We start from the raw sequence: 22339 nt of genomic DNA on the forward strand, positions 1-22339 counted from the left end.
TGCAGGGGGGACCCTGTGGGAGAGTAGGACGCCGCCGAACAATTCTTGATAGGGAGAGCCCCCGTGCCATTCGGCACGGGGGCTCTCTGCGTTTTCGGGAGCACCCGGGCACCCCCCTTTTTTACAGCCGTCCCGCCGACTTCAGCGCCAGGTACGCGTCCGCAAGCGCCGGCGCCAAGTTCTCCGGCGTCGCGTCCACGACCGTCACCCCGCGGCGGCGGAGCTGTTCGGCTGTGCGGTCGCGTTCTGTGTGGGCCTGCGCGGCGGCCGCTGCCTCGTACACCGCGTCGACGTCTCCACGGCCCCGGGCCATGGACGCCACGTGCGGGTCGGCCACCGAAGCGAGCAGGACCGTGTGGCGCTGCGTCAGCCGGCTCAGGACGGGCAGCAGGCCCTCCTCCACCGGGGTCGCGTCCAGCGTCGTCAGGAGCACGATCAGGGAGCGGCGCGGAGCCGTACGGAGCGCTGCCGCCGTCAGGCCGCGGGCGTCCGTCTCGACCAGTTCGGGTTCCAGTGTGGCCAGCGCGTTCACCAGGGAGGGCAGGACGTCGCCGGCCGCGCGGCCCTGGACCAGGGCGCGTACCCGGCGGTCGTAGGCCAGCAGGTCGACGCGGTCGCCTGCGCGGGAGGCCAGGGCGGCGAGGAGCAGGGCCGCGTCCATGAAGGAGTCCAGGCGCGGTGCGTCGCCCACCCGGCCGGCGGAGGTGCGGCCGGTGTCGAGGACGAGCAGGATGTGGCGGTCGCGCTCCGGGCGCCAGGTGCGTACGGCGACCTCCGTCTGGCGGGCGGTGGCGCGCCAGTCGATGGAACGGGTGTCGTCGCCGGGGACGTAGGCGCGGAGGCTGTCGAACTCGGTGCCCTCGCCCCGGGTGAGGACACTGGTGCGGCCGTCCAGTTCGCGCAGGCGGGCCAGCTTGGAGGGCAGGTGCTTGCGGCTGGTGAAGGGCGGCAGGACGCGGACCGTCCACGGGACCTTGTGGGTGCCCTGGCGGGCGAAGAGGCCGAGGGGGCCGTAGGAGCGGACGGTGACGCGGTCCGCCTGGCGGTCGCCGCGGCGGGTGGGGCGCAGGCGTGTGGTGACGCGACGCCGTTCGCCCGCGGGGATCGTCAGCCGTGTCCGGGAGGCCTCCGCCTCCGTGCCGGGCGTCCAGCTGCTCGGCGGCCAGGCGTCACGGACGCGGGCGCGCAGCGGACGGCGCGACGGGTTGGTGATCGTGAGGGTGACGTCGGCGGTGCCGCCGAGGCGTACGGAGGTGTCGCCGGAGCGGGCCAGGCCGAGCCTGCGCACCGGCGCGGCCAGGGCGTAGTCGCAGGCGCACGCGACGGCCAGGGGCGCGTTGACGGCGAGGATGCCCGTCCAGCCGGGTTCCCAGATGCCGACCGGGAGGGAGCCGAGGGCCGCGAGGAGGGCGGCGCGTCCGGTGGGGGCCATCAGCGGGGGACGGGGACGTGGGAGAGGACCGCGTTGATGACCGAGTCGGCCGTCACGCCCTCCATCTCGGCCTCCGGGCGCAGCTGTATGCGGTGGCGGAGCGTGGGCAGGGCGAGGGCCTTCACGTCGTCGGGGATGACGTAGTCGCGGCCGGTCAGCCAGGCCCAGGCGCGGGCGGTGGCGAGCAGTGCGGTGGCGCCTCGGGGGGAGACGCCGAGCGTCAGGGACGGCGACTCGCGGGTGGCGCGGCAGATGTCGACGACGTACGCGGTGATCTCGGGGGAGACCGTGGTGGTGGCGACGGCGCGGCGGGCGGCCTCGAGGTCGGCGGCGTTCGCGACGGGGCGTACGCCGGCGGCGCGCAGGTCGCGCGGGTCGAAGCCCTGGGCGTGCCGGGTGAGGACGTCGATCTCGTCCTGGCGGGAGGGGAGGGGGATCGTCAGCTTGAGGAGGAAGCGGTCGAGCTGCGCCTCGGGCAGGGGGTAGGTGCCCTCGTACTCGACGGGGTTCTGGGTCGCGGCGACCAGGAACGGGTCGGGGAGGGCGCGCGGGGTGCCGTCGACGGTGACCTGGCGTTCTTCCATGGCCTCCAGCAGGGACGACTGGGTCTTCGGGGGCGTGCGGTTGATCTCGTCCGCGAGAAGGAGGTGGGTGAAGACCGGGCCGGGCTGGAAGGAGAACTCGGCGGTGCGGGCGTCGTAGACGAGGGAGCCGGTGACGTCGCTCGGCATCAGGTCGGGGGTGAACTGGACGCGCTTGGTGTCGAGTTCGAGGGCGGCGGCGAGGGCGCGGATCAGCAGGGTCTTGGCGACGCCGGGGACGCCCTCGAGGAGGACGTGGCCACGGCAGAGCAGGGCGACGACGAGGCCGGTCACGGCGGGGTCCTGGCCGACCACGGCCTTGGCGATCTCCGCGCGCAGGGCCTCCAGGGCGGCCCGGGCGGCGGCCGGGTCCCCGGCGGGCGCGGCGTTGTCGGTGGTCGGGTCCATCATGGACGGCGTACCTGCCTTTCGAGGGCGTCGAGTTGGTCGGCGAGCCGGATCAGAGCCGCGTCGTCGCCGGGGGGCGGGCCGAAGAGAAGCGTGTGGAGGGACTGTCCGTCGCCGTCGAGGCGGGTGGACAGCGCGGGGAGCAGGGCCTCGGGCGCGTGCGCCTGGGAGCCGGGAATGCCGACGAGGGGGGCGAGGCGGGTGCGGGTGGCGGAGCGGAGCGCGAGGGCGGCGCGGTCGCGGGCGTCGGCCTTGCGGTAGAGGCGGGCGCGGCCTTCGACGGTCTCGGAGGCGCGGATCGCCACGGGAAGTCTCTCGGGGACGAGGGGGCCGAGACGGCGTGCCCGCCACGCGGCGGCCAGGGCGGCGGCGACGAAGAGCTGGAGGGTGCCCCACAGCCAGCCGGAGGGGAGCAGGTCGAAGAAGCTCTTCCGGTCCTCGGTCACGGCTGAGGCGTCGGCGGGCGAGGGGAGGTACCAGACGAGATGGGAGCGGGAGCCGAGGAGCTGCAGGGCCAGCGAGGCGTTGCCGTGCTCGTCCAGGCGGTCGTTGAGGAGGATGTCGGGGGCGCCGAGGAGGACGGTGTCGCCGTCGCCGGAGGGGGCGGGGACGCGCAGCAGGGTGGCCAGGCGGTGGCTGTGGTAGCACTCGTCGGCGTCGGGGTGCGCGGAGGAGTAGCGGATGCCGCCGGTGTCGGCGGAGCCGGCGCGCCGGGCGGCGGGCAGGTCGCAGTCCGGTTCGAGGGTGGAGTCCAGGCTGTTGGCCGGGTCGGCGGTGACGCCGGGGGCGAGGCGCTCCACGGAGGCGGGGCCGGAGGCGACCAGGACGGTGCGGCCGCCGGAGTCCTCGGCGGCCTGGCGCAGCCGCGTCTGCTGGCGGGGCGTCAGCAGGTCCGGTACGGCGACCAGCAGGGTGGTGTCGGGGCCGGCCGCGTCGGCGGCCTCGTCGAGCGTGGTGACCACGCGGGTGTCGACGCCGCGGTCGGCGAGCAGTTCGGCGACGGCGCGGCTGCCGTGGGGGTCGGCGGAGCGCGGGTCGAGCCGGCCGTGCCGGGCGTCGGAGCGGACCGCGGCGATGGCGACGGCCGCGACGAGCAGCAGCACCAGCGCGAGGGCGACGCCCCGCGTGCGCGTCCACACCTGGCGGGCGGTGGGGGAGGCCGAGGTGGGCGGGGAGGGGGCCTCGGTCGTCATCCGGCGGCTCCCTGGGGGGCGTCGGGGTCCGTGCCGCGGGCGCCGCTGCCGGCGAGGGCGGGCTTGGTGCGTTCCAGGTCGCCGTCGAGGGCGGCGAGCCGCCGGTACGTGTCCTCCGTGGCGGCCCGGCCGCCGTACGTGACGTCGTCGAAGTCGCGGGCGGCGGTGCGCAGCCGGCCGGTGTGCTGGGGCAGGGCGCGGCCGGCCTCGGCGGCGGCCTCGTCGGCGGTGCGGCCGGGGCGGGGGTCGAGGAGGGCGCGTTCCTCCAGGGCGCGGACGACGGCCCGCATGCGTTCCTGGACGGCCTGGTTCCAGTGGCCCTGGGCGGCGTGCGCCTCGGCGGCCGCGCGGTGCTCGGCGGCACTGCGGGGACGGTCGTCGAACAGGGCGGGCGCGGTGACCGGCCGGCGGCGCGGGGTGCCCAGGCGCCACCACAGGGCGGCCACGACGGCGAGCGCGGCGACGACGATGACGACCAGGCCGAGCGCGCCGCCGGGTGTCGCGGCGGAGGCGGCGCCGAACAGCTTGCCGACCCAGTCCCAGAAGGCCTCCAGGGCCCGCTGGAGCCAGCTGGGGTCGTTCTCGTGGTACATCTGCTTCGACAGCTCCCGCCGGGCCGCTTCCCGCGCGGGGTCGCGCGGGAGGGTGACGGGCGGTTCGTCGTCGCCGCGCGCCAGCAGACGCACGGCGGTGTCGGCGGCCGTGGGCAGGGCCGGTGCGGCCTGGAGAACTCCCCCCGTGACGGTCACCGCATCAGCTCCCGCCGGTGGTGTCGGCGCCCTGGACGCCCGCGGCGCGGGCCAGTTCGAGGTCGAGGGCCTCGCGGCGGATGCGCTGGTCGATGTAGAGGAGCACGGTGACGCCGGCGGTGATCGGGAACGTGATCATGGAGCCGATCACCGAGCCGATGCCGCTGATGATCAGGAACGTCCAGCCGATGTCCCCGCCCGCGGTGTCCAGGAGGCCGGCGGCACCGCCGCTGAACGCGGAGGCGAGGAAGGTGAAGGGGATGACGATGATCGCCGCGACGACGTAGGCGATGATCGCGGCCAGCAGCTGGATGCCGAAGACCCGCCACCAGGAGCCGCGCACCAGCCGGGCGGAGCGGCGCATCGCCATGACGATGCCCTGCTTCTCCAGCATCAGCGTGGGGGAGGCCAGCGAGAGGCGGACCATGAGCCACACGGCGAACACGGCGGCGGCGAGCAGGCCGAGGACGGTGAGTCCGACGCCCGCCTCCGCGCCGGCCGAGACGCTGACGAGGATGCCGGGCAGCGCGCCGACGGCGACGGCGCCCACCGCGATGAGCCCCAGCAGGATGATCAGGCCGAACAGCTTGAGGATCCGGGGACGGGCGTCGCGCCAGGCCTCGGCGGTGGTCACCGGCCGGCCGAGCACGGCGCGGCTGGTGACGGTGGTGAGCAGGGCGGTCGCCGCGACCGTGCCGATCAGGGTGATCCCGTAGAGCACGGCGGAGCTGAGCAGGAGGTCGCCCATGACGTCGGTGAGCTCGCCGAACGTGGCGCTGGGGTCGTCGAGCACCTCGGTGTCGGCGTCGTCCAGGACGAAGCCCTGCAGCAGCACCGCGACGATCTCGGTGAGGACGGCGAGGGTGAGCGAGATGCCGAGGACCGTGCGCCAGTAGGTGCGCATGGTCGACACGGCGCCGTCGAGGAGCTCGCCGACGCCGAGGGGGCGCAGCGGGATGACGCCGGGCTTCGCCGCGGGCGGGGGACCTCCCCAGCCGTTGCCCCAGCCTCCCCAGGGCGCCTGGCCGCCGGGTCCGCCGGGCGGCGGGGCGCCCCAGCCGGGGCCGGGGGGCGGCGGGGCCTGACCGGGGCCGCCCGCACCGGGGCCGCCCGCACCGGGGCCGCCCGCACCGGGGCCGCCCGCACCGGGGGCGCCGGCGGGCGCGGACCACTGGTCGGCGGGAGGCTGGTCCTTGGACCACTTCACGCCCGGCTCCCGCGGGGCGTCACCCGGCTGCCGCGGCCGGCCGGCGGACTGCTCGGGCCCCGGACGGCCGTCGGACCCGGCAGGTCCGGACGCGCCCGGTCCGTGCCCGCCGGACGGGGCGGATCCGGGCGAGGCCCAGCCCGGAGTGTCGTTCATCGTCGCTCCTTCACGGTGCCCGCCGCGGTCGCGGTGGCGGCTTGGGCAGCCATCGTGCCATGCGGTGGTTCCCGGTGGTCCTGCCGAGGTCGGGGCAGCTCGTCTTCTATTGTCCGCGCCCCAGGGGGCAGACTGGCCGCATGGCTGATCAGTACGCGCACAGCGGTGACGACAAGCGGCCGACCGGGATGCCGGCACTGCGCTGGGAGGAGCCTCCCGAAGGTCCGGTCCTGGTCCTGCTCGACCAGACGCGGCTCCCGGCCGAGGAGGTCGAGCTGGTCTGCACGGACGCGCCCGCACTGGTGGAGGCGATCCGTTCGCTCGCCGTGCGCGGCGCCCCCCTGCTGGGCATCGCGGGCGCCTACGGCGTCGCGCTCGCGGCCGTGCGGGGCTACGACGTGGACGACGCGGCGGCGGCGCTGGAGAGCGCCCGGCCCACGGCGGTGAACCTGGCGGTCGGGGTGCGGCGGGCGCACTCCGCGTACCGGGCGGTGGTGGACGGCGGCGGCGACCCGCGGCAGGCGGCCGGGGCGGCGCTGGCCGCCGCGCAGCGGCTGCACCGGGAGGACGCCGGGGCCAGCGCCCGGATGGCGGCGCACGGGCTGGCGCTCCTCGACGAGCTGATGCCCGGCGGCGGGCACCGGATCCTCACCCACTGCAACACCGGTTCGCTGGTGTCGGGCGGCGAGGGGACGGCGTTCGCGGTGGCGCTGGCGGCGCACCGGGCGGGGCGGCTGCGGCGCCTGTGGGTGGACGAAACGCGTCCGTTGCTGCAAGGTGCTCGCCTGACGGCGTACGAGGCGGCCCGCAGCGGCATGGCGTACACCCTGCTCACCGACAACGCGGCGGGATCGCTGTTCGCGGCGGGCGAGGTGGACGCGGTGCTGGTCGGCGCGGACCGCATCGCGGCCGACGGTTCGGTGGCGAACAAGGTGGGGAGCTATCCGCTCGCGGTGCTCGCGCGGTACCACCACGTGCCGTTCATCGTGGTGGCCCCGGTGACGACGGTGGATCCCCGGACGCCGGACGGGGCGTCCATCGAGGTGGAACAGCGTCCCGGTCATGAGGTGACGGAGATCACGGCGCCGCAGGTGCCGGTGGCCGGTGCGGAGGCGGGGGGCGGGATTCCGGTGGCTCCCCTGGGGACGACGGCGTACAACCCGGCGTTCGACGTGACACCGCCGGAGCTGGTGACAGCGATCGTCACCGAGGGGGGCGTGGTGTCGCCCGTGACGTCCGAGGCGCTGGCTGCTGTGTGCCAGGTCATGCCAGGTAACGATTAGCTAATGGGATGATGTCGTTTATGAAGGGACGAGTCCTTGTCGTCGACGACGACAGCGCACTGGCCGAGATGCTCGGCATCGTGTTGCGCGGTGAAGGTTTTGAGCCGTCTTTCGTGGCCGACGGCGACAAGGCGCTGGCCGCCTTCCGCGAGACCAAGCCGGATCTGGTCCTCCTCGACCTGATGCTCCCCGGCCGGGACGGCATCGAGGTCTGCCGCCTGATCAGGGCGGAGTCCGGGGTGCCGATCGTGATGCTCACGGCGAAGAGCGACACCGTCGACGTGGTGGTGGGCCTGGAGTCCGGGGCCGACGACTACATCGTCAAGCCGTTCAAGCCGAAGGAGCTGGTCGCCCGGATCCGCGCGCGGCTGCGCAGGTCCGAGGAGCCGGCGCCGGAGCAGCTCGCCATCGGCGACCTGGTGATCGACGTGGCCGGTCACTCCGTGAAGCGGGACGGGCAGTCCATCGCCCTGACCCCGCTGGAGTTCGACCTGCTGGTCGCCCTCGCGCGCAAGCCGTGGCAGGTCTTCACGCGCGAGGTGCTGCTGGAGCAGGTGTGGGGCTACCGCCACGCGGCCGACACCCGCCTGGTCAACGTCCATGTGCAGCGGCTGCGCTCCAAGGTCGAGAAGGACCCGGAGAAGCCCGAGATCGTGGTGACCGTCCGTGGCGTCGGATACAAGGCAGGACCGAGCTGACATGCCCGGTGACAGTGCCGCTTCGGCGCCCGGCCGGTCCGGGGGCCGTCCGGGGCGGCCTGTCGGCCGGGGGACGGCCGCCACCCGCTGGCGCCACCTCTTCGACGGCGACCTGCTCCAGGGCGGGGTCCAGGGCAGCCCGGTCGTCCGGCTCGTCATGCGCTGGGTGCGGCGTCCGCTGCTGCCCGTCATGCGGCTGTGGCGGCGCAACATCCAGCTCAAGGTCGTCGTCACGACGCTGCTGATGTCGCTGGGCGTCGTCCTGCTGCTCGGCTTCGTCGTCATCGGCCAGGTGCGCAACGGCCTGCTGGACGCCAAGGTGAAGGCGTCGCAGAGCCAGGCCACCGGCGGTTTCGCCGTGGCCAAGCAGCAGGCCGAACAGGCCGTGAGCGTCACCGGCGAGGAGGGCGCCGCGCCGGACGGCCGCCCCTCGCAGAGCGTCATCCAGTGGATGAGCGACCTCGTCGCCTCGCTGTCCAGCGGCGGCCAGGGCGCCTTCGACGTGGTCACCCTGCCGTCCGGCGGCGACAGCGGCAGCGGGCGCGGACCGCGCGCCTCCGGCGGGGTCAACCCGGCCGCCAGCGTCCCCGCCGCGCTGCGCGAGCGGATCGACACCAGCACGACGGCCGCGCAGAGCTACACGCGCATCGTCTACGCCACCGACAAGGATTCCCAGCCGGCCCTGGTCATCGGCAAGCAGGTCAACGACCCCAACGGCGACCCGTACCAGCTGTACTACCTCTTCCCGCTCACCCAGGAGGAGAAGTCGCTGAGCCTGGTCAAGGGCACCCTGACGACCGCCGGGCTGTTCGTGGTCGTGCTGCTCGGGGCGATCGCCTGGCTGGTGGTGCGGCAGGTGGTCACGCCGGTGCGGATGGCCGCCGGGATCGCCGAACGGCTGTCCGCCGGGCGGCTCCAGGAACGCATGAAGGTCACCGGCGAGGACGACATCGCCCGGCTCGGCGAGGCCTTCAACAAGATGGCGCAGAACCTCCAGCTCAAGATCAGCCAGCTCGAGGACCTGTCGCGGATGCAGCGCCGGTTCGTGTCGGACGTGTCGCACGAGCTGCGCACCCCGCTGACGACCGTGCGGATGGCCGCGGACGTCATCCACGAGGCGCGCGAGGACTTCGACCCGGTGACCGCGCGGTCGGCCGAACTGCTCGCCGACCAGCTCGACCGCTTCGAGTCGCTGCTCGCCGACCTGCTGGAGATCAGCCGCTTCGACGCGGGCGCGGCCGCCCTGGAGGCGGAGCCGATCGACCTGCGCGAGGTGGTGCGGCGCGTGGTCAGCGGCGCGGAGCCGCTCGCCGAGCGCAAGGGCACCACGATCAAGGTCGTCGGCGACCAGCAGCCCGTGGTCGCCGAGGCCGACGCGCGGCGCGTGGAGCGGGTGCTGCGCAACCTGGTCGTCAACGCCGTCGAGCACGGCGAGGGCAGGGACGTCGTCGTCAAGCTGGCCGCCGCGGGGGGCGCGGTGGCGGTCGCGGTGCGCGACTACGGGGTCGGACTCAAGCCCGGCGAGGCCACGCGCGTGTTCAGCCGCTTCTGGCGGGCCGACCCGGCCCGCGCCCGCACCACCGGCGGTACGGGTCTGGGGCTGTCCATCGCCCTGGAGGACGCCCGGCTGCACGGCGGCTGGCTGCAGGCGTGGGGCGAGCCGGGCGGCGGCTCGCAGTTCCGGCTGACGCTGCCCAGGACGGCGGACGAGCCGCTGCGCGGGTCCCCGATACCCCTGGAGCCCAAGGACTCGCGGCGCAACCGCGGCCTCGACGACGCGGGGCCGCCGCGCGGCGGCGACGGCGAGAAACGCGCCACGGTGCCGGTGCGGCAGCCCGGCGCAGGCGACCCGGCGCAGTCGTCCCGCGATCCGCTGGGCCGCAGGCCCGGCACGTCGACGCCCACGGCCGACCCCACCGCCCTGCCCGGCAACGGCGCGCGCGTGGTGGCCCGGTCGGGCAGTACGCGCATGACGCCGGGCACGGCACCCGGCCCGAGCACGGGGACGGAGGCGGGGCCCTCCGGATCCCCGGGCCCCTCCGGCGGGGCGGACGGCGGCCGGACAGCGGCCGACGGGAACGGGGACGGTGATCCGCGCGGTGCGGAGAAGGACGGGGAGGCCACGCGTGGGCGGTGAGCGTGTGAGGCGCGGGCGCGGGGCGCCGGCCCGGGCGGTGACGTACGCCGTCTGCGGTGTCGTCCTGCTGGCCGGGTGCGCCTCGATGCCGGACAGCGGTGACCTGCGCGGGGTGGAGTCCACACCGCGCAAGGACGCGCAGGTGCGGGTCTACGCCGTGCCGCCCAGCGACGACGCCACCCCCACCCAGATCGTCCAGGGCTTCCTGGAGGCGCTGACCAGCGACGACGCCGACTACGAGACCGCACGCCAGTACCTGACCCCGGAGGCGTCGAAGTACTGGCGGCCGGAGCAGTCCACCACCGTGCTCTCCGAGGGACCCGGCGCCCGCGCCGACCGGGAGGTCAGGGAGGACAGCACCGCCCTGACGTACACGCTGACCGGCACCAAGTTCGCCACCGTGGACGCGCAGCAGGCGTACGCGCCCTCCTCCGGCCTCTACAACGAGGTCGTGCGGCTGGTGAAGGACGAGAAGAGCGGCCAGTGGCGCATCGACGCGGTGCCGCAGGGCGTCGTGATGGGCACGTCGGACTTCCAGCGCAACTACACGTCCTTCAACAAGTACTACTTCGCCTCGAACGTGGACGTGGACGGCTCGTCCCTGCCGATGGCGGTCGCGGACCCCGTGTACGTGCGCCGGCACGTCGACCCCACGACGCGGATGGTGCGCTCGCTGATCTCCGGGCCGACGAGCTGGCTCGACCCCGTGGTCCGGTCGAGCTTCCCCACGGGGATCCGGCTGCGCGAGGGCACGGGGCCGCTCACCCCGGACGACCGGGGCACGCTCACCGTGCCGCTCGACGACCGGGCCGGCGACGTCGGCACCGGCCGCTGCGAGGAGATGGCCGCCCAGCTGCTGTTCACGCTGCGCAACCTCAGTCCCGCGGTGGAGGAGGTCGAACTGCGGGCCGGCGGCGGGCAGCTGTGCTCGCTCACCCAGGACGGCGCCGAGACCGTCGCCACCCGGGGCGCGCTGAACCAGCCCGACTACCTGTACTTCCTCGACGAGCAGCACAAGCTCGTCCGGATCGCCGCGGGCAGCTCCAGCCCCGATGCCGACCCCGACCCGGCGCCCGGGGCGCTCGGACAGGGGGAGCAGGGGCTGCGCTCGGTCGCGGTCGCGCGGGACGAGCGCACGGCGGCCGGCGTCGGCCTGAACGGCCAGGCGCTGTTCGTCTCCGCCCTGGCGCAGGGCTCGTCCCTCGGCGAGCCGGTGCTGCGCAGCCAGGGCAAGGCCGAGCAGGACCGGCTGACCACGCCGAGCTGGGACGCCCAGGGCGGACTGTGGGTCGCCGACCGCGACCCGGCCCGCCCCGGTCTCTACCTGCTGGCGAAGGGCGCCGACCAGCCGCTGCGGGTACGGACGCCGGGTCTGGACGGCCGCATCCAGGCGGTCCGGGTGGCCGCCGACGGGGTGCGGATCGCCCTCGTCGTGGAGAAGGGCGACGAGCGGTCCCTGCTCGTCGGGCGGATCGAGCGCAGCGGCCCGGACGAGGCCGGGTCGGCCGGGCGCCCCACGGTCACCGTGGTGGAGCTGCGCTCGGCGACGCCCGAGCTGGAGCAGGTCACCGCCATGTCGTGGGCCGGGGACAGCCGGCTCGTGGTCGTCGGCCGTGAGCACGGGGGCGTGGAGCAGATGAAGTACGTCGAGGTCGACGGCTCCACGCCGGACGTGCCGCCGCCCGCCGCGCTGACCGGGGTGAAGGCGCTGACGGCCGCCGCGGACGAGACGGCGCCGCTGGTGGCGTACTCGGTGGACGGCATCGTCCGGCTGCCGTCCGGGGCGCAGTGGCAGAAGGTGACGCAGGGGACGGCGCCGGTCTACCCGGGGTGAGGGCCGGCCTGTCCGGAGGCTCCGGGGCGGACCGACGGGCTGGTCGGAGGGGTTGTCCACAGGGGTGGCCGGACGGTCGGGGCGTCGGCACAGTGAGCCCATGCGGAGCTGGTGGCGGGACCTCACCGACCTGGTGCTTCCGGCCGAGTGCGGCGGATGCGGCGGGGCCCGCGCCGTGCTCTGCGACCGGTGCCGTGCGGCGCTGAGCGGGCGGGCGCCGCGCCGGGTGCGGCCGGCGCCCGAGCCGCCGGGACTGCCGCCCGTGCACGCGGCCGCCCCGTACGCCGACGAGGTGCGCGCCGTGCTGCTCGCCCACAAGGAGCGCGGCGCCCTGGCCCTCGCCCGGCCGCTGGGCGAGGCCCTGGCGGGCGCGGTGCGCGCGGGACTCCAGGCACCGGCTCCGGCTGAGCGCGGGTCCCGGGGCGGCAGGGGCACGGCGGCGGACGGGACGGCGCGCGATCCGGTGCTGCTCGTCCCCGTGCCGTCCGCCCGGCGGGCCGTGCGGGCGCGCGGGCACGACCCCGCACGGCGGATCGCGTACGCGGCGGCCGGTGAGCTGCGGCGCACGGGGGTGCCCGCCGCGGTACTCGCCGCCCTGCGGCAACGGCGCCCGGTGGCCGACCAGTCGGGGCTCGGCGCGCGGCAGCGGCTGGCCAACCTCGCGGGCGCCCTCGCGGTGGCGCCGGGGTGCGCCCGGCTCCTCGGGCGGGGCCGGGTCGTGCTGGTCGACGACCTCATGACGACCGGGGCGACCCTCGCCGAGGCGGCGCGCGCGGTGCGGGCCGCGCCGGGCCCGCCCGGCCAGGAAACGGAACCGGCCGAAGAGGGCCGGGCGGCATCGAGCGATTCGCGGCCCGCGTCCGTGTACCCGGGTGAGACATGGGAAGGGTCAGGACAACAGCGGAAACCGCCGCCGGCGTGGCGCGGAGCGGACCGGCAGCCCGGCCGGCCGCCGGAGAAGACGGGCGGGAAGAGAAGCGCCGGCGGGGCACCCGGCGTGGTGTGCGCGGCCGTCGTGGCGGCGTCGCCGGATGCGTTTGGAATACACCGAAACTGACCGAGAACTTATGTCGTTGCAGGTAATCGGAGGGTTAATTCGCCTGAACGGAGGTACGTCGCGGTAGAGGGTGACGCCATACGTCCGCGCGAGATATGTTCGGTTGTGAGGGAAAGCCGCAGGCCAGGCCCCTCTGATCGGAATGCGGTGGTGCGGGTTTCTCCGACATCACCCGCTCCGGTGGACTGGATATCTCGTTCGTGGGGGAGGAGGTGGACGTCACCGAGTCCGAGGCTCCGGACGACACCGGAGCCTGGTGCAAAAGGGAGACACATCCGCAGCGAAGCGGAGTGATCCGGGAACGGAGTTCTGCGTGGACATCGTCGTCAAGGGCCGCAAGACCGAGGTGCCCGAGCGGTTCCGGAAGCACGTGGCCGAGAAGCTGAACCTGGAAAAGATCCAGAAGCTCGATGGCAAGGTGATGAGCCTGGACGTCGAGGTGTCCAAGGAGCCCAACCCCCGACAGGCCGACCGCTGTGACCGGGTGGAGATCACGCTCCGCTCCCGCGGTCCGGTGATCCGGGCGGAAGCGGCGGCGAGCGACCCGTACGCGGCGCTCGACCTGGCAGCGGAGAAGCTGGACGCCCGACTGCGCAAGCAGCACGACAAGCGATTCTCACGGCGCGGCGCGCGCAGGATCCCCGCGGCCGAGGTCCCCGACCACGTGCCCGGCGTGGCCACTCTCAACGGGGCCGGTGCGAGCACGGCGCAGGAGGAGGAGCAGGCGGTCCCCACGAAGAAGATCGGCTCCCTGGAGGTCCAGGGCGACGGGCCGCTGGTCGTCCGCGAGAAGACCCACGTGGCCGCGCCCATGACCCTCGACCAGGCGCTCTACGAGATGGAACTGGTCGGGCACGACTTCTACCTCTTCGTCGACTCCGAGACCAAGGAGCCCAGCGTCGTCTACCGGCGCCACGCCTACGACTACGGCGTGATCCACCTCAGGACCGACACGATGGTCACCGAGAACAACTCCCCCGAGGCGGGCGGAACCCTCGGCGGCTGACCCGCCGGGCGACAGCACAGCAGGTGCCCCTGGTGCGCGTGTGCGCCCCCAGGGGCACCGGCGTGCCACTGCCCGGCGCCCACACCGGCAGCCCGGTGCCGGTGCGGCATGGAATCATGGCGGCAGCGGCTCAACCGGTGGGCCGTTGCCTTGGGTTGGCGATGGTCAGGACCACAGGCCACAGCCTTCAGGGGGAGGAACACGATGGCGGACAGCTTCGGACCGATGCGGGACGAGGACGCCGGCGACGGCGTCGTCGGCATGGGCCCGGACGCGGACACTTCACGCCAGGAACCGATCAGAGTCCTGGTGGTGGACGACCACGCGCTGTTCCGCCGCGGTCTGGAGATCGTGCTCGCCGCCGAGGAGGACATTCAGGTCGTCGGCGAGGCCGGGGACGGCGCCGAGGCCGTGGAGAAGGCCGCCGACCTGCTGCCCGACATCGTCCTGATGGACGTGCGGATGCCCAAGCGGGGCGGCATCGAGGCCTGCACCTCCATCAAGGAGGTCGCCCCCAGCGCCAAGATCATCATGTTGACGATCAGCGACGAGGAGGCCGACCTCTACGACGCCATCAAGGCGGGCGCGACCGGCTACCTCCTCAAGGAGATCTCCACCGACGAGGTGGCCACCGCCATTCGCGCCGTCGCCGACGGGCAGTCGCAGATCAGCCCCTCCATGGCGTCGAAGCTGCTCACCGAGTTCAAGTCGATGATCCAGCGCACCGACGAGCGCCGGCTCGTCCCCGCGCCCCGGCTGACGGACCGCGAGCTGGAGGTCCTCAAACTCGTCGCCACGGGGATGAACAACCGGGACATCGCCAAGGAGTTGTTCATCTCCGAGAACACGGTGAAGAACCACGTGCGCAACATCCTGGAGAAGCTCCAGCTCCACTCCCGGATGGAGGCCGTGGTCTACGCGATGCGGGAGAAGATCCTCGAGATCCGCTGACCCGGCGGACCGGGGCGGGGCTTCAGGCGAGCAGCCGGGCCAGCTCCGCCGTGAGCGCCTCGCGCAGCTCCGGCGCGTCCAGCCGCTCCACCCGGACGTCCACGCAGTTCACCCAGCCCGCCGCCTCCACCAGCGCCCGCGCCACCGCCGGCACCGCCGTACGGCCGTCCAGGGTGACCTGCTTGGCGACCAGCGTGCGGCCCTCCCGCGCCGGGTCCACCCGGCCCACCAGCCGCCCGCCCGCCAGCACGGGCATCGCGAAGTAGCCGTGGACCCGCTTGGGCTTCGGGACGTACGCCTCCAGGCGGTGGGTGAAGCCGAAGACCCGCTCCGTGCGCGCCCGCTCCCAGACCAGGGAGTCGAACGGCGACAGCAGCGTCGTGCGGTGCCGGCCGCGCGGCGGGGAGGCCAGCGCCTCCGGGTCCGCCCAGGCCGGCTTGGACCAGCCCTCGACCGTGACGGGCACCAGCCCCGAGTCGGCGATCACCGCGTCGACCTGCTCGCCCTTCAGCCGGTGGTAGTCGGCGATGTCCGCACGGGTCCCCACCCCCAGCGCCCGGCCGGCCAGCCCCACCAGCCGGCGCAGGCACTCCGCGTCGGACGGCTCCTCCGCCAGCAGAGCGGCCGGGACGGCCCGCTCGGCCAGGTCGTAGACCCGCTTCCAGCCGCGCCGCTCCACGCACACCACCTCGCCGTACATCAGGGCGCGCTCCACGGCGACCTTGGTGCCGGACCAGTCCCACCACTCGCTGGTGCGCTTGGCGCCGCCCAACTCGGTGGCGGTCAGCGGGCCCTCGGCGCGCAGCTGCTTGACGACCTGGTCGTACACGCCGTCGGGCAGCTCGTGGTGCCAGTGCGGGCGGTCGCGGAAGGCGCGGCGGCGGAAGGCGAAGTGCGGCCACTCCTCGATGGGGAGGATGCACGCGGCGTGCGACCAGTACTCGAACGTGTGCGCGGGCTGGTCGCCCTGCTTCCAGTACGCCTCCTCCACCGTCCTGCGGCCCACCGCGCCGAGGCGGGCGTACGGGATCAGCTCGTGCGAGCGGGCGAGGACGGAGATGGTGTCGAGCTGCACCGCGCCCAGGTGGCGCAGGACGCCGCGCACACCGGCGCGCCGGTCGGGGGCGCCGAGGAGTCCCTGGGCCCGCAGGGCGATGCGGCGGGCCTCGTCGGCGGAGAGTTCCGTGATCGGACGCGGGAGGGTCGTCATACGTCCGCACCCTAGAGGGCCGCACTGACAACGGCGGGCGTCCGCACGTCAGGCCTTGGCGGGCACGTACGGGGTGGTGGAGGGAAGGCCCAGGTCGGAGGGGAGCAGGGACCCCACCCAGCCGTCCCGCAGCACCCCCTTGTTGGCGAGCGAGGACCGCAGCACCCCCTCGACGGTGAAGCCGGCCCGCTCCGCCACCGCGCGGGAGGCCGTGTTGCCCACCTCGGCGCGCCACTCCACGCGGTCGATCGACATCTCGGTGAAGGCCCAGCGGCACGCGGCCACCGTGGCCTCGGTGATGTAGCCGTTGCCGCGGTGCTCCTTGGCGCCCCAGAAGCCGATCTCGCCCGTCGCGAAGGAGCGCAGGGTGATGCTCAGCATGCCCGCCAGCTCCCCGGCGGGCAGGAAGACGCCGAAGGTGAACATCGAACCGTTCGCCCAGCCGTCCGGGGCGATCCGCTCCGTGAAACCCCGCGCGTGCTCGGGCAGGTACGGCGAGGGGATCGTGGTCCAGCGCTGGATGTCCGGGTCCTGGCAGATCCGGAAGACCGTGTCGGTGTCCTGCGGGCCGACGGTGCGCAGCAGCAGACGGCCGGTGGTGAGCGTGACGGGTTCCATCGGCCGATTCTGCGCAGGTCACGGAGGACGGCGCCATCCCTTCGGCCGTCGGTGAAACGATGATCACTCCGCGTGTGATTCACCGGACGCCCGCGGCACCATCCGGGCGTCCGGGGCGTTGTCCGGGTAGCGGCCGTACCACGGTTCGGCCGCGGTGGACGGTCACCGCCCCGGCAGGCCTCCCGGCGTGACGGGGTCCTCGCATACGATGGCCGTTGCTCAGTCAGTGAAACGGAAACCGACCGTCCCAGGCCCGACCGGCAAGGAGACCAACCCCCGTGTCCGTCCTCTCGAAGATCATGCGTGCAGGCGAAGGCAAAATCCTGCGCAAGCTGCACCGCATCGCGGACCAGGTCAACTCCATCGAAGAGGACTTCGAAGGCCTCTCCGACGCCGAGCTGCGGGCCCTCACCGACGAGTACAAGGAGCGCTACGCCGACGGTGAGAGCCTGGACGACCTGCTGCCCGAGGCCTTCGCCACGGTCCGCGAGGCCGCCCGGCGCGTCCTGGGCCAGCGCCACTACGACGTCCAGATCATGGGCGGCGCGGCCCTGCACATGGGGTACGTGGCGGAGATGAAGACCGGTGAGGGCAAGACCCTCGTCGGCACCCTGCCCGCGTACCTCAACGCCCTGTCCGGCGAGGGCGTCCACATCATCACGGTCAACGACTACCTGGCCGAGCGCGACTCGGAGATGATGGGCCGCGTCCACAAGTTCCTGGGTCTGAGCGTCGGCTGCATCCTCGCCAGCATGACGCCGGCCCAGCGCCGCGAGCAGTACGCGTGCGACATCACCTACGGCACGAACAACGAGTTCGGCTTCGACTACCTGCGCGACAACATGGCGTGGTCGAAGGAAGAGCTGGTGCAGCGCGGCCACAACTTCGCCATCGTCGACGAGGTCGACTCCATCCTCATCGACGAGGCCCGTACGCCGCTGATCATCTCCGGTCCCGCGGACCAGGCCACCAAGTGGTACGGCGACTTCGCCAAGCTGGTCAAGCGCCTCAAGCGCGGCGAGGCCGGCCAGCCGCTGAAGGGCATCGAGGAGACCGGCGACTACGACGTCGACGAGAAGAAGCGCACGGTCGCCATCCACGAGTCCGGCGTCAGCAAGGTCGAGGACTGGCTCGGCATCGACAACCTGTACGAGTCGGTGAACACCCCGCTCGTGGGCTACCTGAACAACGCCATCAAGGCGAAGGAGCTCTTCAAGCGCGACAAGGACTACGTCATCATCGACGACGAGGTCATGATCGTCGACGAGCACACCGGACGTATCCTCGCCGGCCGCCGCTACAACGAGGGCATGCACCAGGCCATCGAGGCCAAGGAGGGCGTGCCGATCAAGGACGAGAACCAGACGCTCGCCACGATCACGCTGCAGAACTTCTTCCGCCTCTACAAGCGCCACGACCACAACGGCAAGGAGCTGCCGGGTCTGTCCGGCATGACCGGTACGGCCATGACCGAGGCCGCCGAGTTCCACCAGATCTACAAGCTCGGCGTGGTGCCCATCCCGACCAACCGGCCGATGATCCGCAAGGACCAGTCGGACCTGATCTACCGCACCGAGGTCGCCAAGTTCGAGGCGGTCGTCGACGACATCGAGGAGAAGCACCGCAAGGGCCAGCCGATCCTCGTCGGCACCACGTCGGTGGAGAAGTCCGAGTACCTGTCGCAGCAGCTCAGCAAGCGCGGCATCCAGCACGAGGTGCTGAACGCCAAGCACCACGAGCGCGAGGCGCAGATCGTCGCCCAGGCCGGCCGCCGCGGCGCCGTCACGGTCGCCACGAACATGGCCGGCCGTGGTACGGACATCAAGCTCGGCGGCAACCCCGAGGACCTCGCGGAGGCGGAGCTGCGGCAGCGCGGCCTCGACCCCGAGGAGCACATCGAGGAGTGGGCCGCGGCCCTGCCGGAGGCGCTGGCGCGCGCCGAGGAGGCCGTGAAGGCCGAGAAGGAGGAGGTCGAGAAGCTCGGCGGCCTCTACGTCCTCGGCACCGAACGGCACGAGTCGCGGCGCATCGACAACCAGCTGCGCGGCCGTTCCGGCCGTCAGGGCGACCCGGGCGAGTCCCGCTTCTACCTCTCGCTCGGCGACGACCTGATGCGGCTGTTCAAGGCGCAGATGGTCGAGCGCGTGATGTCCATGGCGAACGTGCCGGACGATGTGCCGATCGAGAACAAGATGGTCACCCGTGCGATCGCGTCCGCGCAGTCGCAGGTGGAGACGCAGAACTTCGAGACGCGCAAGAACGTCCTGAAGTACGACGAGGTGCTCAACCGGCAGCGCGAGGTCATCTACGGCGAGCGCCGCCGCGTCCTGGAGGGCGAGGACCTGCAGGAGCAGATCCACCACTTCATGGACGACACCATCGACGCGTACGTCCAGGCGGAGACCGCCGAGGGCTTCCCCGAGGACTGGGACCTGGACCGGCTGTGGAGCGCGTTCAAGCAGCTCTACCCGGTGAGCGTCACCGTCGAGGAGCTGGAGGACGCGGCCGGCGACCGGGCCGGTCTGACCGCCGAGTTCATCTCCGAGTCCGTCAAGGACGACATCCGCGCCCAGTACGAGGCGCGTGAGGCGCAGCTCGGCTCCGAGATCATGCGTGAGCTGGAGCGCCGGGTCGTGCTGTCGGTGCTGGACCGCAAGTGGCGCGAGCACCTCTACGAGATGGACTACCTCCAGGAGGGCATCGGCCTGCGCGCGATGGCCCAGAAGGACCCGCTGGTCGAGTACCAGCGCGAGGGCTTCGACATGTTCAGCGCGATGATGGACGGCATCAAGGAGGAGTCCGTCGGTTACCTGTTCAACCTGGAGGTCCAGGTCGAGCAGCAGGTCGAGGAGGTGCCGGTCGAGGACGTCAAGCCGACCGCCGACCTGGAGAAGCAGGACGCGGTGCCCGCGCAGGCACGGCCGGAGATCCGCGCGAAGGGGCTGGACGCCCCGCAGCGGCGGAACCTCCACTTCTCCGCTCCCACGGTGGACGGCGAGGGCGGCACGATCGAGGGCGAGCTGGCCACCGACGACGAGCCGGTGCGCTCGCCGGCGGACGGCCTGACCCGCGCGGAGCGCCGGAAGCAGGCGCGGGGCGGGCGTCGCCGCAAGAAGTGACGTCGCCGCACACCGCCGGCCGGGGGCCGGGCGCCTGAGGGCGCCCGGCCCCCGGCCGTTCCGGTCCGCTGTCAGCGGGGGCCGCCCAGCTCGACGGCGGTGCAGCGCCAGCGCAGGTCCCGGCCGCGCTCCAGCCGGAACGCCATGGCGCGGAGCCGGTCCCCGGCGCCGATCCGCGCGAACGCCTCGATGGCGCCCTCGCGCGGCACGAACCATCCGATGTCCCGCACGACGGGCCGCGCCCCGCGCGTCCGCAGCGGCCCTCGCTCCGCGAGCCGGATCAGCTCGTCGTAGGCCTGCCCGGCACTGTGCCGCAACATCGCGTGCACGGGCCGCTGACCGCTCAGCACGGCGACGAGCAACTCGGCGAACCGGTCGGTGGGGCGGGGCTGCGGGACGCCGAGGGGCGCCCCGCCCGGGTGCGCGGGCACGGCGCCTGACGGTGCCCTGCGCCGGCCCTCGGGCGCCGCGGCGGCCGGCAGGCGTCCGTGGTCTCCGCGCGTCGCGACGCCGGGCACACGGCCCCTGTCACCGGGCGACCCGCCAGGGTTCTCGGGTGGCGTGCCCGCGGGCGTCCCGGCCCGGTGGCCGGGCGTACCGGTGGGCGTTCCGCCTCCGGAGCCGCCTCGGGCGGGGCGGCTCCGGGGGGACGGCGCGCGGCCCGAGGGGCGGTTGTCGGCCGGGCGTGTCCGGCGGGGCGTCGTGCCCCGGGGGCGGCCCGCGCCCGGTGAGGGGGACAGGGGGGCGCCGGCTGTGGGGACGCGTGGGGGGACGGCCGCGGGGGAGCGGCGTGGCGTTCTGCTCATGACCTTGTGCACGAGGGGCCCCGTTCTGAAGGCCGGACCGGCGGGGGAGCCGGGTACCGGGCAGTAACTTCGTGACGGGGATCTTGTACGGGGACGTGCGGGGGCGGGGCAAGGAGGGGGAGGGCCGGTCGGGGAGGGGCGGAAAGTTCACCTATCAGGGTGGTCGCCCGTGCGGCGGGCCCCGGCTCACGGGGGTCGGGCGGGTGACGTAGCGGACGTGGGTTGACGGCCGCGAGGGGGTCGGTGAGGACTCGAAGGGGGACGGGCGGGACGTATTCTGAGACCTTGCCGAGAAGTGATCCGAGCTGACGAAAGCGGCCGACCATGCGCGTCTACGTCCCCCTGACCCTCCCCGGTCTCGCCGAGGCGCACAGGACGGGGCAGCTGGGCGACGGGCCGTTCACCGCCTACGCCGTGACGCCCGCGCTGCGCGAGTGGTACCTCTCCGACGACATCGAGGAGCTGGAGTACGCCGCGCTCAGCCGTGCCGCGCTGGCCTCCCTGCGCCTCCTCGCCGCCGACCCCGGCGCCCCCCGGCGCCGGGTCGTGGTCGCCGTGGACGTGGCGGACGGCGCGGCCTCCGTCGACCCCGGCCGGGGCCCGGACCCGGCCACGCTGGGCGAGGTGCGCCTCGCCGGGGCCGTACGGCTGGCGAAGGCGGCCGCCGTGCACGTGGACGCGGAGGACGCCGAGGAGGACGTGGCGGCCGCCGCGCGGGCGCTGGAGGCGGCGGACGGGGGCGACGACGACGCGCGGTTCGTCGTGGACGGCGCGGAGGACCACGAGCTGCTGTGGTTCGCGACGCAGGAGATCCCGCAGCTCGTCGTCCGGCCGCCCGGGTAGGTTCTCCGCATGGGGACGCACACGGACGCACACATCGTCTGGGACTGGAACGGCACGCTCTTCCACGACGTCGACGCGGTCGTCGCGGCGACGAACGCGGCCTTCGCCGAGCTGGGCCTCGCGCCCCTCACGCTGGAGCGGTACCGGGAGCTGTACTGCGTGCCGGTGCCGGCGTTCTACGAGCGGCTGATGGGCCGGCTGCCCAGCCGGACCGAGTGGGAGCTGATGGACGCCGCCTTCCACCGGCACTACACCGAGCACCGGGTGCGCTGCGGACTGGCCGACGGCGTGGAGGACCTGCTGACCGGGTGGGCGTCGGCGGGCCGCAGCCAGTCGATCCTCAGCATGCACGGGCACGAGGACCTGGTCCCGCTGGTGGAGACCTTCGGCATCTCGTCCTATTTCCTGCGCGTCGACGGGCGCACCGGCCCCTCCGGCGGCAGCAAGGCGGAGCACATGGTGCGCCACCTGGGCGCGCTGCGCGACACGGTGGACCCGCGGCGCACGGTGGTGATCGGGGACGCGGCCGACGACGCGCTGGCCGCGCGGCACGCGGGCGCGCGGGCCGTGCTCTACACCGGCGGCTCGCACGGCCGGGCCAGGCTGGAGGCGGTCGGGGTCCCGGTGGTCGACACCTTGAGCGAGGCGGTGGCGGAGGCGGAGCGCCTGGCGGCCTCCGGCTGACCGGAAAGACCCGGCCGCACTGTGCGAAACGTCAAAGTCCGCCCCCCGGTTTTGTACACATACGGCTCATGACGGGGCCCCTCCGGAGGGCGATAGCCTAGGTGGCGTGATCAGCGCGATAGCTCGCGGGGACCGTGGCGTTCCCGCTGTGCGCCCGGTGAGCACGGACGACATCCGTGTCCGGGTGGCGACCGCTGATCCTCGCGGGCGGCACGGGACGCGGCGCACCCCGGAGAGGCAGGCGTTCCGGAGAGCGCAGTCACACCCGTCGGACGCATCGGATTCCGCCGGAAGGCCCCCGTTCCTCCCCTCTCACGGCATAGCGTCGGCACAGACCGGACACCCCGTGTCGTACCACCGCCCCGTG

At 73.7% G+C, this 22339-nt stretch carries 17 protein-coding genes and 1 pseudogene; 10 read left to right on the plus strand and 8 right to left on the minus strand.

What is annotated here, in order from left to right; genetic code table 11:
- Positions 1 to 121 precede the first annotated feature (121 nt).
- From ACIQ8B_RS31990 to ACIQ8B_RS32010, 5 genes are read right to left on the minus strand one after another with little or no spacing between them, the layout of a single operon-like run.
- Complete coding sequence (locus ACIQ8B_RS31990; RefSeq protein ID WP_403551710.1) at positions 122 to 1432, minus strand: DUF58 domain-containing protein; 1311 nt, start codon at positions 1430 to 1432, stop codon at positions 122 to 124.
- Positions 1432 to 2421 carry a MoxR family ATPase gene (locus tag ACIQ8B_RS31995; protein WP_106413934.1) on the minus strand — a complete coding sequence of 330 codons (990 nt, stop codon included), beginning with the start codon at positions 2419 to 2421 and terminating at the stop codon, positions 1432 to 1434. The genes ACIQ8B_RS31990 and ACIQ8B_RS31995 overlap by 1 nt, the downstream gene beginning before the upstream one ends.
- The gene (locus ACIQ8B_RS32000; protein ID WP_403551712.1) at positions 2421 to 3614 is read right to left on the minus strand and encodes a DUF4350 domain-containing protein; all 1194 of its coding nucleotides are present in this window, start codon (positions 3612 to 3614) and stop codon (positions 2421 to 2423) included. The genes ACIQ8B_RS31995 and ACIQ8B_RS32000 overlap by 1 nt, the downstream gene beginning before the upstream one ends.
- Entirely contained in the window at positions 3611 to 4363 is a 753-nt protein-coding gene (locus ACIQ8B_RS32005; protein WP_403551714.1) for a DUF4129 domain-containing protein, read from the minus strand. Before ACIQ8B_RS32005 ends, ACIQ8B_RS32000 begins: the two co-directional genes overlap by 4 nt.
- Positions 4364 to 4367: 4 nt before the next feature.
- Complete coding sequence (locus ACIQ8B_RS32010) at positions 4368 to 5726, minus strand: hypothetical protein (RefSeq protein ID WP_403551715.1); 1359 nt, start codon at positions 5724 to 5726, stop codon at positions 4368 to 4370.
- A 140-nt stretch (positions 5727 to 5866) separates the two neighbouring features.
- Here ACIQ8B_RS32010 and mtnA point away from each other — a divergent pair.
- From mtnA to ACIQ8B_RS32045, 7 genes and pseudogenes are all read left to right on the plus strand, one after another.
- A pseudogene (gene mtnA / locus ACIQ8B_RS32015) lies at positions 5867 to 7013 on the plus strand (S-methyl-5-thioribose-1-phosphate isomerase).
- 4 nt (positions 7014 to 7017) lie between these two features.
- Positions 7018 to 7707, plus strand: coding sequence for a two-component system response regulator MtrA (mtrA, locus tag ACIQ8B_RS32020; protein WP_004987303.1), 690 nt, complete (start codon positions 7018 to 7020; stop codon positions 7705 to 7707).
- Between the two features lies 1 nt (position 7708).
- Entirely contained in the window at positions 7709 to 9844 is a 2136-nt protein-coding gene (mtrB, locus tag ACIQ8B_RS32025; RefSeq protein WP_403551718.1) for an MtrAB system histidine kinase MtrB, read from the plus strand.
- Positions 9834 to 11678, plus strand: a complete 1845-nt coding sequence (locus tag ACIQ8B_RS32030) for an LpqB family beta-propeller domain-containing protein (RefSeq protein ID WP_403551720.1) — start codon at positions 9834 to 9836, stop codon at positions 11676 to 11678. Before mtrB ends, ACIQ8B_RS32030 begins: the two co-directional genes overlap by 11 nt.
- A gap of 100 nt (positions 11679 to 11778) precedes the next feature.
- The gene (locus tag ACIQ8B_RS32035) at positions 11779 to 12735 is read left to right on the plus strand and encodes a ComF family protein (protein ID WP_403551722.1); all 957 of its coding nucleotides are present in this window, start codon (positions 11779 to 11781) and stop codon (positions 12733 to 12735) included.
- Positions 12736 to 13048: 313 nt separating this feature from the next.
- The gene (gene hpf, locus ACIQ8B_RS32040; protein WP_290011437.1) at positions 13049 to 13741 is read left to right on the plus strand and encodes a ribosome hibernation-promoting factor, HPF/YfiA family; all 693 of its coding nucleotides are present in this window, start codon (positions 13049 to 13051) and stop codon (positions 13739 to 13741) included.
- Between the two features lie 204 nt (positions 13742 to 13945).
- Positions 13946 to 14692, plus strand: coding sequence for a response regulator transcription factor (locus tag ACIQ8B_RS32045; RefSeq protein WP_106413944.1), 747 nt, complete (start codon positions 13946 to 13948; stop codon positions 14690 to 14692).
- Between the two features lie 22 nt (positions 14693 to 14714).
- On the opposite strand, the gene ACIQ8B_RS32050 is transcribed toward ACIQ8B_RS32045, so the two are convergent.
- Positions 14715 to 15902, minus strand: coding sequence for a winged helix-turn-helix domain-containing protein (locus tag ACIQ8B_RS32050; RefSeq protein ID WP_403551726.1), 1188 nt, complete (start codon positions 15900 to 15902; stop codon positions 14715 to 14717).
- A gap of 48 nt (positions 15903 to 15950) precedes the next feature.
- Positions 15951 to 16520, minus strand: coding sequence for a GNAT family N-acetyltransferase (locus ACIQ8B_RS32055; protein WP_403551728.1), 570 nt, complete (start codon positions 16518 to 16520; stop codon positions 15951 to 15953).
- Positions 16521 to 16798: 278 nt separating this feature from the next.
- Here ACIQ8B_RS32055 and secA point away from each other — a divergent pair, with 278 nt between their 5' ends.
- Entirely contained in the window at positions 16799 to 19639 is a 2841-nt protein-coding gene (secA, locus tag ACIQ8B_RS32060; protein ID WP_290011434.1) for a preprotein translocase subunit SecA, read from the plus strand.
- Positions 19640 to 19710: 71 nt separating this feature from the next.
- Here the strand turns inward: secA and ACIQ8B_RS32065 are convergent, their stop codons facing one another.
- Complete coding sequence (locus ACIQ8B_RS32065; RefSeq protein WP_106416382.1) at positions 19711 to 20070, minus strand: Rv3235 family protein; 360 nt, start codon at positions 20068 to 20070, stop codon at positions 19711 to 19713.
- A gap of 699 nt (positions 20071 to 20769) precedes the next feature.
- Here ACIQ8B_RS32065 and ACIQ8B_RS32070 point away from each other — a divergent pair.
- Together ACIQ8B_RS32070 and ACIQ8B_RS32075 are read left to right on the plus strand one after the other, a co-directional pair.
- Positions 20770 to 21288: a DUF6912 family protein gene (locus tag ACIQ8B_RS32070; RefSeq protein WP_106413950.1), complete on the plus strand. Its 519-nt coding sequence runs from the start codon at positions 20770 to 20772 to the stop codon at positions 21286 to 21288.
- 9 nt (positions 21289 to 21297) lie between these two features.
- Complete coding sequence (locus tag ACIQ8B_RS32075) at positions 21298 to 21972, plus strand: HAD family hydrolase (RefSeq protein WP_403551732.1); 675 nt, start codon at positions 21298 to 21300, stop codon at positions 21970 to 21972.
- Positions 21973 to 22339: the final 367 nt, after the last annotated feature.

It is taken from the genome of Streptomyces sp. NPDC096105, from assembly GCF_044763335.1.
GTDB lineage: Bacteria > Actinomycetota > Actinomycetes > Streptomycetales > Streptomycetaceae > Streptomyces.

Coding starts and splice junctions, on each gene's coding strand:
- ACIQ8B_RS31990 (WP_403551710.1), bottom strand. CDS start 1,432: ATGGCCCCCACCGGACGCGCCGCCCTCCTCGCGGCCCTCGGCTCCCTC.
- ACIQ8B_RS31995 (WP_106413934.1), bottom strand. CDS start 2,421: ATGGACCCGACCACCGACAACGCCGCGCCCGCCGGGGACCCGGCCGCC.
- ACIQ8B_RS32000 (WP_403551712.1), bottom strand. CDS start 3,614: ATGACGACCGAGGCCCCCTCCCCGCCCACCTCGGCCTCCCCCACCGCC.
- ACIQ8B_RS32010 (WP_403551715.1), bottom strand. CDS start 5,726: ATGAACGACACTCCGGGCTGGGCCTCGCCCGGATCCGCCCCGTCCGGC.
- mtrA (WP_004987303.1), top strand. CDS start 7,018: ATGATGTCGTTTATGAAGGGACGAGTCCTTGTCGTCGACGACGACAGC.
- mtrB (WP_403551718.1), top strand. CDS start 7,709: ATGCCCGGTGACAGTGCCGCTTCGGCGCCCGGCCGGTCCGGGGGCCGT.
- ACIQ8B_RS32035 (WP_403551722.1), top strand. CDS start 11,779: ATGCGGAGCTGGTGGCGGGACCTCACCGACCTGGTGCTTCCGGCCGAG.
- ACIQ8B_RS32045 (WP_106413944.1), top strand. CDS start 13,946: ATGGCGGACAGCTTCGGACCGATGCGGGACGAGGACGCCGGCGACGGC.
- ACIQ8B_RS32050 (WP_403551726.1), bottom strand. CDS start 15,902: ATGACGACCCTCCCGCGTCCGATCACGGAACTCTCCGCCGACGAGGCC.
- ACIQ8B_RS32055 (WP_403551728.1), bottom strand. CDS start 16,520: ATGGAACCCGTCACGCTCACCACCGGCCGTCTGCTGCTGCGCACCGTC.
- ACIQ8B_RS32070 (WP_106413950.1), top strand. CDS start 20,770: ATGCGCGTCTACGTCCCCCTGACCCTCCCCGGTCTCGCCGAGGCGCAC.
- ACIQ8B_RS32075 (WP_403551732.1), top strand. CDS start 21,298: ATGGGGACGCACACGGACGCACACATCGTCTGGGACTGGAACGGCACG.